The following is a 15,000-nucleotide window of genomic DNA, read 5'->3' on the forward strand; positions in this document are numbered from 1 at the left end:
GGTTCGGATGAACACCGCACAAAGCCCTGTACCCGGTTGTCAGGTGCTGACCTGGATCTCTGTCAGAACGCATTCGCCGACTGTTAACTTTTCGTTACAAAGGCCCCGGGAGTCCCTTGACGCCCCCACGAGGGATCTTCTAGCGTCGGGGCACCGCCTAGTAACCGGTTACCTTCCCGGGAGTGTCATGAGACTGCCGCCCGACGACCGGATCCTCTCCCCGTACACCGGCTACACCCGCGAGCACTGGCTCGCCGCGGCCGACGGCCTGCTGGAGGCCGTCGTGCCGTACGCGGTGCCCGGGTTCGCGCAGATCCGGCTGCCCGGCAGGCAGAGCTGGGCCGGCCCGGACTCGGACGGCCTGGAGGGGTTCGCCCGCACCTTCCTGCTCGCCGCGTTCCGGGGCGACGCCGCCGTGCTGGAGCGCTACGCCGAGGGGCTGGCGAGCGGCACCGACCCGTCCTGCCCGTACGCCTGGCCGGAGCTGACCGACAACTCCCAGCAGATCGTCGAAGCCGCGTCGATCGCCCTGGCGCTGCACGAGAGCGGCCTGTACGACACCCTCGCCCCGGACGTCCGCGAGCGGCTGGCCGCCTGGCTGGGCGGCATCGTCGGCACTCGGACCTGGCCGTGCAACTGGGTGCTGTTCAAGGTGGTCATCCAGCAGTTCCTGGCCAACGTCGGCGCCCCGCACGAGCCCGTGGAGATCGCCGAGGCGCTGGAACAGGTCGAGAGCTGGTACGTCGGCGACGGGTGGTACACCGACGGCGACGGCCAGAACTACGACTACTACTGCGGCTGGGCCATGCACCTGTACACGCTCTGGTGGACGCGCATGTCGGGCGCTTCCCCGGACGTCTACCGCGACCGGCTCCGGCTCTTCCTGGAGGGGTACGCGCACTTCTTCGCCGCCGACGGCGCCCCGGTGCACCAGGGCCGCTCGCTGACCTACCGGTTCGCGGCGGCGGCGCCGCTGTGGCTCGGCGAGCTCTTCGACGCCACCCCGCTCTCCCCGGGCACCACCCGGCGGCTGGCCGGCGGCACCCTGCGGCACTTCCTGGACCGCGGCGCCGTGGGCGACGACGGCCTGCTCAGCCTGGGCTGGCACGGTCCGTTCCTGCCGGTCACCCAGCCCTACTCCGGTCCCGGCTCGCCGTACTGGGCGAGCAAGGGCTTCATCGGCCTGCTGCTGCCCGCGAGCCATCCGGCCTGGACGGCGACCGAGGAGCCCGCCCCGGTGGAGACGGCCGACCGGGTGGTGGCGCTGCCCGCGCCCGGCTGGCTGCTGCACTCCACCCGGCGCGACGGGATCGTCCGGCTGCTCAACCACGGCAGCGACCACAACGCGCCCGCACCGGCGCGGGCCGTCGACGACCCGCACTACGCCAGGCTCGCCTACTCCACGCACGCCGGGCCCACCCATGCCGCACCCGCCACCACCGGGGACGGCGGCACCGGGGACGGCGGCACCGGAGGCGCCGACGAGGACGGCCGCGCCGTGGTCGTCGACAACCACCTGGCCGTCGTCGCACCGGACGGCGCCGCGAGCCGGCGCCGGCGCATCGAGCGGATCGGGGTGGCCGACCGCTTCGCCGCCTCGCGGTACACCGACGACACGCTGCCCGGTGGTCCCGTCACCGTGGAGACCGCCTCGGTCGTGCACGGCCCCTCCGAGATCAGGGTGCACCGGGTCACCGCGCCGGCAGGCCACGTCGTCCGGGACGGGGGACACGCCGTGCCCCCCGGCGGGCCGGAGAGCTCGATCGTCCCCCTGCACGGCTGGCGGCGCCGGGGCGTGTCCCGCTCGCCCGCCGGCACCGCCTTCGGACCGGACGCGTGCACGCCGTACCTGGAGGCGGTCCACCCCGGCGGCACCGCGCTGTTCGCCTCCCTGGTGACCCTCGGCGCCCCGGTCCCGCACGACGCCACGGCCGCGCACGACGGCGAGGCCACTACGCTGGACCTGCGGGTACGCGGGGACGCCCTGGAGATCGCCCTGCCCGGCGGGGAGCTGGTGGAGGTCGGGCTCGGCGACCGGCCCCGCTACCGCCGGCGCGGCCCGGACGGAGACGTCGTCACCTGGGAGGCGGAGTGAGCACGGTGAAGCGCGTCACCATCAGGGACGTGGCCGGTCGCGCCGGCGTCTCGGTGGCCACGGTCTCCCGCGTCCTCGCCGGTGACTACCCGGTGCTGGCCGCCACCCGCAACCGGGTGATGCGGGCGGTCCGCGAGCTGGACTACGTGCCCAACGCGCACGCCAGGGCGCTGTCCGCGGCCCGGCCCGGGGCCGTCGCCATCGTGGTCAACACCGTGTCGGTGCCGTACTACGCCTACATCGCCCAGGGGGTGGAGGAGCAGGCGGCGCGCGAGGGCAGGCTCTCGCTGATCTGCACCACCGGCGGCGACCCCGGCCGGGAGCTGTCGATCGTGCAGCTGCTGCGCGAGCAGCGGGCCGAGGCCGTCATCCTGGTGGGCAGCGTCGTGGTGGACGAGGAGTACCGCAAGCGGATGACCGAGTACGCGCGCTCGCTGGCCGCGGCGGGCTCGCGCCTGGTGCTGTGCGGGCGCCCGCCGCTGGAGGAGGGCGGGCCGGCCCTGGTCGTCGGGTTCGACAACGCCGGCGGCGCCCGCGCGGTGACCGCCCACCTGCTCTCGGCCGGTCACCGCAGGATCCTCTACCTGGGGCTGCGTCCCGGACACTCCACCTCCGACAGCAGGGTCGCGGGCTACCGCGACGCGCTGGCCGCCCACGGGGTCCCCGCCGACCCCGCGCTGGAGGTCGAGGGGGAGTTCTCCCGGGAGGCCGGGTACGCCGCGCTGACCGCGCGGCTGTCGCTGGGGCCGCCCGACTTCACCGCGATCTTCGCGTGCAACGACCTGGTGGCCGCGGGAGCGATCCAGGCGCTGCGCGAGCACGGGTTGCGGGTGCCCGACGACATGTCGATCGTCGGCTACGACGACGTGCCGCCCGCGGTCGACCTCGGCCTGACCACCGTGCACCTGCCGCACGACGAGCTCGGCAGGACCGCGGTACGGCTGGCGCTGGGCCGAGACGTCACCGGCCCGACGGTCCTCGGCACCCACATCGTGGTCCGCGACTCCGTCCGACCCCTCACCGTCCGATGACCCCGTCCGCGGCGTTCGCCATGCAGCCCGGCCTGCTGCCCGAACTCTTCCCCGCCGACCTGCTGCTCCGGCTGTCACGGGTGGCGCGGGTGCGCGAGGGGGTGCTCTCCTCCTTCGACCCGCCGCCCGACGTGGAGATCCTGATCACCGGCTGGGGCTGCCCGCCGATCGGCGAGGACGTGCTGGAGCGCGCCCCCCGGTTGCGCGCGATCGTGCACGCGGCCGGGAGCGTCAAGGGGCACGTGACCCCCGCGGTGTTCGAGCGGGGCGTCACGGTCTCCTCGGCGGCCGAGGCCAACGCGCTGCCGGTGGCCGAGTTCACCCTGGCGATGCTGGTGCTGGCCGCCAAGCAGGTGTTCGTCAAGGCGCGGGCGTACTCGGCGGACGGCTGGTCGGGCGACGCGCTGCCCGGCGTGGCGACGCCGGGCGAGGGCGGCGGCCTGAACGGGGCGGTCGTCGGCGTCATCGGCGCCTCCCGGGTGGGGCGGCTGGTGATGGAGCGGCTGCGCGGTCACGGCGCGCGCATCCTGCTCAGCGACCCCTACGTCGGCCCGGCCGAGGCGACCGCCCTGGGGGCCGAGGCGGTGACGCTCGACGAGCTCTGCGGCCGGGCCGACCTGGTGACCGTGCACGCGCCGGCCCTGCCGGAGACCCGCGGGCTGCTGGACGAGCGGCGCCTGGCGCTGCTCCGCGACGGCGCGGTACTGGTCAACACCGCCCGCGGCTCCATCGTCGACACCGGGGCCCTGGTGCGGCACTGCGCCGGGGGCCGCATCGGCGCGGTCCTCGACGTGACCGACCCCGAGCCGTTGCCTCCCGGGCACGCGCTGCTCGGCCTGCCGAACGTCCTGGTCACCCCGCACCTGAGCGGGGCCAGGGGCAGGGAACTGCGCCGCCTGGGCGAGTTCGCGGTCGCCGAGGTCGAGCGGCTGGCGGCCGGTGTCCCGCTGCGCGGCGCCGTCCGTCCGGCGGACCTGGGCCGGATCGCCTGAGCGCCGCCCCGGCGTCCCCGGCTCCGTGACGCCCACCCGCGCGTCCCCACGTCGTGCCGTCCGCGCGGGGACACGCGGGGACACGCGGGCGGCACGCGGGCGGCGGGGACGACGGCTCACAGGGTGGGGACGACGAGGGCGATCAGCACGAGGTTGAGGACGACGATGACGGTGGTGGCGCAGGCGGCGGCCACCGTGGTCGCCCGCCGGTTCACCCAGGCGCCCATCACGTCGGGGCGGCGGGTGAGCAGCAGCAGTGGGACGAGCGCGAACGGGATGCCGAACGAGAGCACCACCTGGCTCAGCACCAGGGCGTGGGTGGGGTCCACGCCGAACGCCAGCACCGCCAGGGCCGGGACCACCGCGATCAGCCGGCGCAGCGAGATCGGGATCCGGCGCCGCAGGAAGCCCTGCATGACGACCTGGCCCGCGTACACGCCGACGCTGGAGGAGGCCAGTCCCGAGGCCAGCAGGGCGACGGCGAACAGCGTCGCGGTGAGCGGGCCCGACCCCTCGGAGAACTGCGCGTAGGCCCCGTGCAGGGTCGGTTCGGCGCCGGTGCCCCGCAGCAGCGACGCCGCCGAGACCAGCATCGCCATGTTGACCAGCCCGGCCACGCCCATCGCCAGGACCACGTCGATCCGCTGGGCGCGGATCAGCACCTCGCGGCGCGGCTCCTGGTCGCCGGTGAAGCGCTCCTGGGTGAGGGCCGAGTGCAGGTAGACCGCGTGCGGCATCACGGTGGCGCCGATGATGCCGGCCGCGAGCAGCACGCTGGCCGAACCGTCGAACCCCGGGACCAGCCCCCTGGCCATCTCGCCGTAGGGGACCTGGGCGTTGAGCAGCTGGTAGAGGAAGGCCCCCACGACCACGGCGAGGAGCGCGGTGATGGCCGCCTCGAACCTCCGCTGACGGGCCGTGCGGATGGCCAGGACGATGAAGGAGGCGACCGCGATCAGCACGCCGCCCTGGAGCATGGGCATGCCGAAGAGCAGGTTGAGGGCGACCGCGCCGCCGATGAACTCGGCGAGGTCCGTCATGATCACGACGATCTCGGCCTGGAACCACAGCCCCCAGACCACCGGGCGCCGGTAGTGGTCGCGGCACAGTTCCGGCAGGTTGCGCCCGGTGGCGATGCCGAGCTTGGCCGAGAGGTACTGCAGCAGCATCGCGACGACGTTCGCGCTCAGCACCACCCAGAGCAGCAGGAAGCCGAACCGGGCGCCGCTCTCCACGTTGGTCGCGAAGTTCCCCGGGTCGACGTACGCGACGGCGGCCACGAACGCGGGCCCCATCAGCCCGACCATCCGCTGCCGCATCCGGCCCAGTGGCCGGCCGGGGAGCCTGCCCGGCCGGGGGGCCTCACCCGAGATCACGGGCTCCGGGCTCGAAGCGTGTGGAACGGAATCCACGGCACCTACCTTCGGAGGTCGAGAGACGAGAACGACACGGGCTTCGGTGGTGGATCGGGGACCACGCCCCTCTCCCGCGGGGAGAACCGGCTCCGGAACCGGCGCCACGGTGGTGGCTCACCTCTTGTTGTACTGCGCCGGGATGGTCCCGTAACTGGATGGGCACGTTATGTAACGCTAACTTTTTGATTATCATCTGTGACGATCCGTCACGGAGCGGGGTCGCGGGGTCACCGGCGTTCCGGGCGGGCGGGCGTGTCGCGTCCGACGGGGGCGGGCTCCGGGGGTGAGCCGGAAACGGCTCCCACGATGAGCCGGAAACGGGCCCGGGCACGTGGGCGAGGGGCCGGGCGCGGGCCGTGCGGGGGGCGCGGGCGGGCCGGAAAAGGGCGTCGGCGATGACCGGCCGACGGTGGGAACCGGCCGGTTATGAGAGCGCTCTCACTCCAGGATAGGTTCCGTACGGGTGTCTTGGCCAGCGGTCGAGGCCGGGACGGGTGTGCCGGAAGCGATGTGCGTTGCGGTAGAACGCCCTATTTTCTGTAGTTTCCAGTCTCCCGCCTGCACTTCCGCGCTTTACCTATTCGTTACCAATGCGAAACATTGACTGCCGTCACGCTGGCCGTTACTTTTCGGTCAGAGAGCGCTCTCTCAAATCGGTCCGCTCTCGATCCGCCACTCCTCTCCCGGAGGCACCCCCCAATGGATCTCTCGATCCGGACCGCCGGTCCGGACAGCACGCACCCTCGCGGAGGGCGATCCGCCCTTCGCTCCAGGACCGGCCGCCGGCGTCTCGCCGCCGGTGTGGTCGTCGCCATGGTGGCCGGGCTGCTCGGCCTGGGCTCCGCCCGCTCCGCCGAGGCCGCCACGGTCGGCGCCGGCAGCTACGCCGACACCCTCCCGGCCGGACGCTCACTGCCGACCGGCTGCGGCTCCGTGTCCACCAACCCCCGCCAGTGGGTGACGTCCAACGCCCCCTCCGGGGCCGTGCCCACCAACGACTGGTGGTCGTCGCTCCTGTTCAAGAAGACCGACTGCGCGTACGGCGAGCCGCTGCACGCCCACCCACTCTCCTACGACACCTTCGCCAACGGCCTGGGCCTGTCCTACACCACGACCCCGGCGATCAGCGGCACCGCGACCGGGGTGGGGGAGTACCACTACCCCTACACGGAGAACATCCGCGTCGGCGTCTCCGGCCTCAACTCGCCGGACGTCAAGGTCGACGGCTGGAGCGACTGGACGGTCACCCCGTACTGGAGCGGCAACGGCCGGACCATGAAGGCCACCATCGGCCACGGCCTGCCGTTCTCGTACTACCAGGTCACCGGGGGTGACGCGCAGATCACCACGGCGGGCGTCCCGTCGGTGTGGTCGAACAACGGCGCGACCATCGGGTTCACCGCGGGCGGGCGCGACTACGTCGCCTACGCCCCGACCGGCGCCACCTGGTCGGTGAGCGGCACGACGATCAGCTCCTCGCTGGCGGGCAGGGGCTTCTTCTCGGTGGCGGTGCTGCCCGCGGGCGGCGACCGCGCCGCGCTGGCGAACACCTACGGCCAGTACGCGCACGCCCACGTCACCGGCACCCGCGTCTCGTACTCCTACGACCAGGGCGCGAGCAGGCTGGAGACCACCTACGCCTTCACCACCACGGCCAGGCAGGGGAGCCAGAGCGGCACGGTCATCGCGCTCTACCCGCACCAGTGGAACCACCTGACCGGCTCGACGCCGCTGGCGCAGACGTACGTCTCCGCGCGCGGCCAGATGAAGATCGTCACCGGTACGCAGTTCAGGACGTCGATGAGGTACACCGGCGTGCTGCCCGAGGTCCCGGCGGTGGCGGACAGCTCCGGCGCCGACCTCACCACGATCACCAACCAGCTCAACGCCGAACTCGGCAACCCGATGGACATCCGCGGCGACGACACCTACTGGACCGGCAAGGGCCTGGGCCGGGCCGCGCGCATCGCGGAGATCGCCGACCAGCTCAACCTGACGTCGGTGCGCGACGCGGCGCTGAACGCCATCCGCGGCCGCCTCAACGACTGGTTCACCGCCTCGCCCGGCAAGACCACCCGGGTCTTCTACTACAACCCCTCCTGGGGGACGCTGCTGGGCTACCCGGCCTCCTACGGCTCCGACCTGGAGCTCAACGACCACCACTTCCACTACGGCTACTACATCGCCGCCGCCGCCACGCTCGCCAAGTTCGACCCCAACTGGGCCAAGCCCGGCCAGTACGGCGGCATGGTGGACCTGCTGATCCGCGACGCCAACAACTACGACCGGTCCGACAGCCGCTTCCCGTACCTGCGTGACTTCGACATCTACGCCGGTCACGACTGGGCGTCCGGGCACGGCGGGTTCGGCTCGGGCAACAACCAGGAGTCGTCCTCGGAGGGCATGAACTTCGCCAACGCCCTCATCCAGTGGGGGCAGGCCACCGGAAACACCGCCGTCCGCGACGCGGGCATCTTCATCTACACCACCCAGGCCGCGGCGATCCAGGAGTACTGGTTCGACTCCCGCGACCAGAACTTCCCCGCCGCCTTCGGCCACAGCACGGTCGGCATGGTCTGGGGCAGCGGCGGCGCCTACGCCACCTGGTTCAGCGCCGAGCCGGAGATGATCCAGGGCATCAACATGCTCCCGGTCACCGGCGGGCACTTCTACATGGGCGACAACCCCGGCTACGTGACCACCAACTACAACGAGCTGGTCCGCAACAACGGCGGGCCGCCCACGGTGTGGCAGGACATCATCTGGGAGTTCCTCGCCCTGGGCAACGGCGACGCGGCGCTGGCGAACCTGCGGGCGAACAGCGGCTACACCCCCGAGGAGGGGGAGAGCAGGGCGCACACCTTCCACTGGATCCGCAACCTCGCGGCCCTGGGCACGGTGGACACCTCCGTCACCGCCGACCACCCGCTGGCCAAGGTGTTCAGCAAGAACGGCGCCCGCACCTACGTCGCCTCCAACATCACCGCGAGCCCCCTGCGGGTGACCTTCTCCAACGGCACCGTGCTCAACGTGCCGGCCGGGAAGACGGCCACCTCGGGCGCCCACACCTGGAGCGGCGGCAACGCCACCGGCGGCGGCACGGGCCCCGATCCCACGCCGACCCCCACCCCCACCCCGACTCCCACCCCGACGCCGGGCCCGTTCGCGGCGACGCGCTACCTGCAGTCCGGCGGGACGCTGCCCGGCACGGCCGGCGCGGCGGGCAGCGTCACGCTGGCCGCGGCGAACGGCAACCACGACGGCAACCCGACCAACGCGCAGGTCTTCACGGCGACCGGCCTCACCGCCGCGCACAACGGCGGCTCCACCGCGTTCGACCTGTTCGTGGACGCGGGCACCACGATCGCCAACGGCACCCAGGTGCGGGTCTCCTACGACCTGACCGGCGACGGAAGCTGGGACCGCCTGGAGACCTACGGCTACTTCGCGACCGACCCGGTGACGGGCTGGGAGCACTACACCGCCGCAGGGGGACCGCGCTCGGCCTCCGGGACGCTCGGCAACCTGTCGAACGGCCGGGTGAGGGTCGAGGTCTGGAACGCCATCGGCAACGGCACCACCAGCCTCGGCGTCGGCAACCGGTCCACGGTACGGCTGCCGTTCGGCTGATCCCCGGGTGGGCGGTCCTCGACCGGCCACCCCCGCCTTCTTCAGCCGACCTGTGACGGGACGGCCGGGAGCCCCCGATCCCGGCCGTCCCCCTTGCCGTCGCCGGAGAGGTTCCCGTCCCGCCCCGCGCCGTTCGCCTCAGGGGCGTCGCCGAACGACGGCCACGGCAGGCCGACCGGGCTCGCCGGGGGCAGGACCCCCGACTCCACCACGGCCCGGGTGAACGGGCGGAGCAACCGGGCCAGCTCGGCGGTCCGCTCCAGGCCGAGGGCCCGCCAGGGCACGGCCGCCGCCTCGTCGGTCAGGTTCTCGATCCGCTCGCGCTCCCGTACGGCCTCGGGCGTCAGGGCGCCGGAGGCGTCCACCCACCCGCGCTCGCGCAGGGCGACGGCGCCCGCCTCCCACTCCTCGTCCGTGAAACGCCGCGCGATCCGCAGCGCGGCCAGGTCCGTCTCGCCCGCCGCCACCTTGAGCAGGTGGGACTCGACCGGCGAGACGCCGTGGGCCACCAGCGCGGCCACGTGCCCGTCACCGCGGTGCTCGCGCAGCGTGGACGCCGCCTGCCAGAGCACCAGGTGCGGCTCGTCGGGCGCGGGCAGCGCCTGGTTCGCCCCGGCGAGGACCCGGCCCGCGGTGTCGGCGAGGCCCGCGGCCTCCCAGGCGAGCTCCGCCGCGGCCCGCAGGCCGTCCGATCCGATCGCCGCGTCGCCCAGCAGGTTCCGCAGCGCGTTGCCCGCGCCGTCGAGCCGGGCGCGCAGCACGTCCCCCGGGGTCGCGAACGTCCAGGCGTCCGGCAGGGCGCGGGCGACGTGGGCGGACGGGAAGCCGTGGAAGGCGGCCGTGACGACCTGCGGCCCGACCGGTCCGAGCGGCGCCGCCCTGGTCGCGAAGTACCCCATCCAGAAACCGCGCATGCCGACCGCGTCGGCCGCGGCCCGCGCCTCGGCGGTGAAGTACGTGACGGCGTGCAGGGGTTCCAGCAGCGCCCACATGCCTCGTGGAACGTTCGGATCGGGTAGCGGCACGGTTCTCACATCCCGTCTCGTGGATCCAGGGGAATCCGGCTGTGCGTCGTTCATACGGTACTCGGCGAGATGCTCGCACGATCTCCCGTGTGAGCGCTCCCATCTGGTCGGAACGCTGACCTGATCAGCGGATACGCGCCGTCCCCGCGGCACGAGGTTGGGCCTTCTCAAGGGGGGACCGCCGGGTTATCAAGAGCTCAGAACGTCCGCTGCCTCCCGGCAGCCCACCCGCCGACGCCGACCGCGTCCAGCCCCCCACGGATGGAGAACGGCATGCCCCGGTTACGAAAAGTGACCTTCACGATCCTCTGCGTACTCGCGATGCTCATGACGGGACTCACCGCCATGGCCACCGGCGCGCAGGCGGCCGTCCCCGACCGGTGGGGGTTCGCCCTGGTGAACATCACCTCCGGCGTCCCCGACCCGGCCCACCAGGCCGGCAACTGGCCGGCCGGGTTCAACGTCAGCGTCACCCCCGGAGGCGTCGGGCAGACGTACGTGAGGTTCCCGCAGATCGCCTCCCCCGGCGGGGTGGTGCACGTCACGGCGGTGTCGGACAACGCCCACTGGTGCCAGGCGCAGAAGTGGACCCCCGCGGGCCCCGACGTGCTGGTGGCGGTGCAGTGCTACCGCTACGGGGGAGCCCCGGTCTTCACCCCGTTCAGCATCGTCTTCGAGACGAGCAGCGGCACGCTGCCCGCGCCGCAGGCGTTCGGCTACGTGCACTACAACGGCGCCGGTATCACGAGCCAGTTCAACTCGGCCGCGGGCCTCAACACCGTCGCCGGCGGCGGGGGCGTCTGGACCGTCCAGCTCCCCGGACTGGGCTCGTCCGGCTTCGCGGGCAACCTCCAGGTCACCGCGGTCAACCCCGCCCAGCCCGCCCGGTGCAAGGTGGGCGCCTGGGCGCCGTCCGTCAACGGGCAGGCGGTCCAGGTGCGCTGCCACAACGCCACGAACGCGCCGCTGAACACCGGGTGGACCCTCACGTACCAGCGTGAGCGCGCCATCACCGGCGGCGCGCTCCCGCCGGGCAGGTTCGGGTACACCTTCGACAACGTCCCGGCCAACCCCGGCCCGTACGCTCCGGTGCCCCCCTCGGTCAACTACAACTCCGGGGGGCCCGCGAACATCATCCAGAGCGCGGGCCCCGGCCTGCGCCTGGTGACCTTCCCGATCGTCGGCGCCCTGCAGGACCACGTCCAGGTCACCGCGTACGGACCCGGGCCCGAGTACTGCAACCTGCAGACCGTGTGGACCACCTCCGGAGGCTCGGCCTACGTCCGCAACGTCGCCTGCTACAGCGCCACGACCCGCGTCGACCGGGCGTCCATGGTCAGCTACACCTCCCGCTTCTGAGATCGGCTTCCGGGACCGGGCTTCCGGGGCCGAGCCTTCGGGGGCGGGGTTCCGGGACCGGGTTTTCCGGAGACCGGGCGTGAGGCCCGCACCGGCCCTTGCGGGACGGTGCGGGCCTCGCGGACCGGCAGGTCACCGGTGTGACGTGTCCGACGGGGCGTTCCCGAATGGACCCCGCCGGTACGGGTAGCCGGAGACAATGACGACTTTTGGTTTCCACTCCTCACACGAGCAGATCCACCCGGCGGAGCTGCTGAAGGCGGTCACGCGAGCCGAGCAGGCGGGTTTCGACGCGGCGATGTCGTCGGACCACTTCTCCCCGTGGAGCAAGCGCCAGGGGCAGTCGGGATTCGCCTGGTCCTGGCTGGGAGCGGCGCTCCAGGCCACGAACCTGCCGTTCGGGGTGGTCAACGCCCCCGGACAGCGCTACCACCCCGCGATCATCGCCCAGGCGATCGGCACCCTCGGGGCCATGTACCCCGGCCGCTTCTGGGCCGCGCTGGGCTCCGGCGAGGCGAGCAACGAGCACATCACCGGTGATCACTGGCCGCGCAAGGAACTGCGCATGCAGCGGCTGCGCGAGTGCGTGGACGTCATCCGCGCGATGCTGGAGGGGGAGGAGGTCAGCCACCAGGGCCTGGTGACCGTGGACCGGGCCCGCCTGTGGACCCGCCCCGAGGTCACCCCGAACCTGGTCGGCGCGGCGGTGAGCCCGGAGACGGCCCGCTGGTGCGCCGAGTGGGCCGACGGCCTGATCACGGTGAACGCGCCCGTCGAGCGGCTGCGCGAGGTCGTCGACGCCTACCGGGACGCCGGTGGCAGGGGCAAGGTGGCCCTGCAGGTCCACGTGAGCTGGGCCGAGAGCGACGACGAGGCCCTGGCCATCGCCCACGACCAGTGGCGGAGCAACGTCTTCTCCCCGCCGGTGCCCTGGGACCTGGAGACCGCCGAGCTCTTCGACGTGGTCTCCGAGAACGTCTCGCCCGCCCAGGTCGCCGAGTCCGTCAACGTCTCCTCCGACCTGGGCTGGCACGCCGCCCGGATCAAGGAGTACATCGACCTGGGGTTCGAGGAGATCTACCTGCACCACGTGGGCCAGGAGCAGAGCGCCTACATCGACGCCTTCGGCGCGAAGGTCCTGCCCCAGCTCCGCTGAGAGCGGGCCCGAGGCGACCCGGGGCGACGCGGACGAGAACACCCCCGCGCCCGGGGGGAGGCGCATCCTGCGGAGGCCGTGGAAAGGCCCGTTCCACCGGGGGAACGGGCCTGGTCGCGAGGGTGCCGGTGACCCTGGAGGCGACGGCGTGGTGGAGTGATTTTTCGTCATTTTTACGATATATGGAGGAAACAATTAGGGAGGATCAATTCCCAACTGGTAGGCGGATGTTCTACATTTGGTGTGGGAGCGCTCCCATCTGAAGGAGGCGCAGTGTCTCTCCACCACGACTCATCCGCGGCGTCCCTCGAAGCCGCCCCCGAGTACACGGCCGAGTGCCTGCTGCCCGCCACACCCCTGAGCGTGCGCGACGCCCGCTCCATGGTCCGCCGGGAGCTTCGCCTGTGGGGCGCGGACGAGCTTCTCGACGACTGCCTGCTGGTCGTCAGCGAGCTGGTCACCAACGCCGTCGAGCACGGCGGGGCCGCGTGCGCGCTGCGGATCCGCGGCAACGAGGACCTCGTCCAGGGCGAGCTCTTCGACCACGGGGAGGGGACCCCCCGGGTGTGCGACCGCGACATGGACGCCACCGGCGGCCGGGGCCTGCAGATCGTCGAGTCCCTCACCGACGACTGGGGCGTGACCCATCTCCCGTCCGGGGGGAAGATCGTCTGGTTCGTGATGGGCCTCCCCGCGCCCACCGACCCCCTCCCTCCTCTCCCGGCCATCGCGCCCGCCCCCTCCCGCCCGGCCATCGCGCCCGTCCTGCAGCTCAGGTGACGGCGGCGTCCGCATAGGCCGCGTACGAGTCGCGTACGACCGGCCCCGGGGCGCCGAAAGGCCGGGAGGGCCCGGGGAGCGGCCCCCGAACCCGGAGCCGGTGGGAGACGCCCGCGGCCCCGCCCGTAGTGTGCGGGAGGCCGCCTCCCACCGAAAGACGCGTATCCCTCATGACCTCGTACGACCGGACTCGCCGTGCCTGCTACACCGGGTACGTCACGCAGGCGATCGTCAACAATCTGGCCCCCCTGCTGTTCATCGTGTTCCAGACCCGCTACCAGCTCCCCCTGGAGATGCTGGGCCGGCTGGTGCTGCTCAACTTCGCCACCCAGCTCGTCACCGACGTCGTGGCCGTGAGGTTCGTGGACCGGACCGGCTACCGGGTCCCGCTGGTGCTGGCCCACGTGCTCTCGGTGGCGGGGCTGGTGCTGCTGGCGCTGGCCCCGGCGCTCGCGCCCTCCCCCTACGCCGGGCTGTGCGTGGCGATCGTCGTCTACGCCGTCGGTGGCGGCCTGCTGGAGGTCCTGGTCAGCCCCGTGGTGGACGCCCTGCCCAGCCCGCAGGAGGGCAAGGCCGCGGCGATGAGCCTGCTGCACTCCTTCTACTGCTGGGGGCAGGTCGCGGTGGTGGCGGGCAGCACGCTGCTGCTGGCCTGGATCGGCCAGGACGCCTGGCAGGTACTGCCCCTGGCCTGGGCGCTGGTCCCGCTGGTCAACATGGTGGCCTTTCTGAGGGTCCCGCTGCCCGCCACCGTGCCCGACGAGCACCGCACCTCGCTGCGCGCGCTCTTCTCCGCCCCCGCCTTCGCCGCCGCGATGGTGCTGATGCTCTGCGCCGGGGCGGCCGAGCTGACCATGTCGCAGTGGTCCTCGCTCTTCGCCGAACAGGGACTGGGCGTCTCCAAGGTCTGGGGCGACCTGGCCGGACCGTGCCTGTTCGCCGCCCTGATGGGCGTCGGCCGGATCGTCTACGGGCTGTGGGGGGAGCGGATCCCGCTGGTGCCCGCCATGGCCTCCTGCGGCGCGCTGGCGACGGTCTGCTACCTCGTCGCCTGCCTGGCCTCCGACCCGCTGGTGAGCCTGATCGGCTGCGCGGTCTGCGGCCTGGCGGTCAGCCTGCTCTGGCCGGGCACCTTCAGCCTCGCCGCCGCCCGCTTCCCCCTCGGGGGCGCGGCCATGTTCGGGGTGCTGGCCGTCTTCGGTGACGCCGGGGGCGCGGTCGGCCCCTGGATCGCCGGAGCGGCCGCGGACGCCACCGCCTCCGCCGACGGTCTCCTGGGGGGCCTGGCGGCCCTGCTCCCGGACGACGGCGGTTCGGGACTGCGCACCGGGCTCCTCGTCGCGATCGTCTTCCCGGTCGCCGTCGTCGCCGTCACCCTCGCGTACGGCGCCTCGACCGGGCACGCGGCGGCGGCCTCCCGGACGGCGACGAGGGCGGGGACGGGGGCGGGGACGGGGGCGGGGGCGGGGGAGCACCTCGACGGGTGAGCCCGTACGCGATGTCACCACCATCCTGCC

General features: G+C 72.9%; 10 protein-coding genes. 8 read left to right on the forward strand and 2 right to left on the reverse strand.

Going from position 1 to position 15,000, the window contains the following annotated elements; genetic code table 11:
• The first annotated feature begins 187 nt into the window (after positions 1–187).
• Genes ACZ6RT_RS09925 through ACZ6RT_RS09935 form a run of 3 tightly spaced genes read left to right on the forward strand, consistent with a single transcriptional unit; the run spans position 188 to position 4,118 of the window.
• The gene (locus ACZ6RT_RS09925) at positions 188–2,095 is read left to right on the forward strand and encodes a DUF2264 domain-containing protein (RefSeq protein ID WP_470152868.1); all 1,908 of its coding nucleotides are present in this window, start codon (positions 188–190) and stop codon (positions 2,093–2,095) included.
• Positions 2,092–3,126, forward strand: coding sequence for a LacI family DNA-binding transcriptional regulator (locus ACZ6RT_RS09930; RefSeq protein ID WP_470152870.1), 1,035 nt, complete (start codon positions 2,092–2,094; stop codon positions 3,124–3,126). Before ACZ6RT_RS09925 ends, ACZ6RT_RS09930 begins: the two co-directional genes overlap by 4 nt.
• Positions 3,123–4,118, forward strand: coding sequence for a hydroxyacid dehydrogenase (locus tag ACZ6RT_RS09935; protein ID WP_470152871.1), 996 nt, complete (start codon positions 3,123–3,125; stop codon positions 4,116–4,118). The genes ACZ6RT_RS09930 and ACZ6RT_RS09935 overlap by 4 nt, the downstream gene beginning before the upstream one ends.
• 116 nt (positions 4,119–4,234) lie before the next feature.
• On the opposite strand, the gene ACZ6RT_RS09940 is transcribed toward ACZ6RT_RS09935, so the two are convergent.
• A complete protein-coding gene (locus tag ACZ6RT_RS09940) occupies positions 4,235–5,494 on the reverse strand; it encodes an Nramp family divalent metal transporter (protein WP_470152873.1) in 1,260 nt (419 codons plus the stop codon).
• Between the two features lie 840 nt (positions 5,495–6,334).
• Here ACZ6RT_RS09940 and ACZ6RT_RS09945 point away from each other — a divergent pair.
• A complete protein-coding gene (locus ACZ6RT_RS09945; protein WP_470152875.1) occupies positions 6,335–9,163 on the forward strand; it encodes a glycosyl hydrolase in 2,829 nt (942 codons plus the stop codon).
• 41 nt (positions 9,164–9,204) lie between these two features.
• On the opposite strand, the gene ACZ6RT_RS09950 is transcribed toward ACZ6RT_RS09945, so the two are convergent.
• Positions 9,205–10,188: an SCO6745 family protein gene (locus ACZ6RT_RS09950; RefSeq protein ID WP_470152876.1), complete on the reverse strand. Its 984-nt coding sequence runs from the start codon at positions 10,186–10,188 to the stop codon at positions 9,205–9,207.
• 273 nt (positions 10,189–10,461) lie between these two features.
• Here ACZ6RT_RS09950 and ACZ6RT_RS09955 point away from each other — a divergent pair, with 273 nt between their 5' ends.
• From ACZ6RT_RS09955 to ACZ6RT_RS09970, 4 genes are all read left to right on the forward strand, one after another.
• On the forward strand, positions 10,462–11,547 hold the full coding sequence (locus ACZ6RT_RS09955) for a hypothetical protein (protein ID WP_470152878.1): 1,086 nt from the start codon (positions 10,462–10,464) through the stop codon (positions 11,545–11,547).
• Between the two features lie 199 nt (positions 11,548–11,746).
• Positions 11,747–12,703, forward strand: a complete 957-nt coding sequence (locus ACZ6RT_RS09960; protein ID WP_399186265.1) for a TIGR03885 family FMN-dependent LLM class oxidoreductase — start codon at positions 11,747–11,749, stop codon at positions 12,701–12,703.
• A 273-nt stretch (positions 12,704–12,976) separates the two neighbouring features.
• Positions 12,977–13,483, forward strand: a complete 507-nt coding sequence (locus tag ACZ6RT_RS09965; protein WP_470152880.1) for an ATP-binding protein — start codon at positions 12,977–12,979, stop codon at positions 13,481–13,483.
• Between the two features lie 170 nt (positions 13,484–13,653).
• Complete coding sequence (locus ACZ6RT_RS09970; protein WP_470152881.1) at positions 13,654–14,970, forward strand: MFS transporter; 1,317 nt, start codon at positions 13,654–13,656, stop codon at positions 14,968–14,970.
• Positions 14,971–15,000: the final 30 nt, after the last annotated feature.

Source organism: Streptosporangium sp. NPDC050148 (assembly GCF_055586505.1).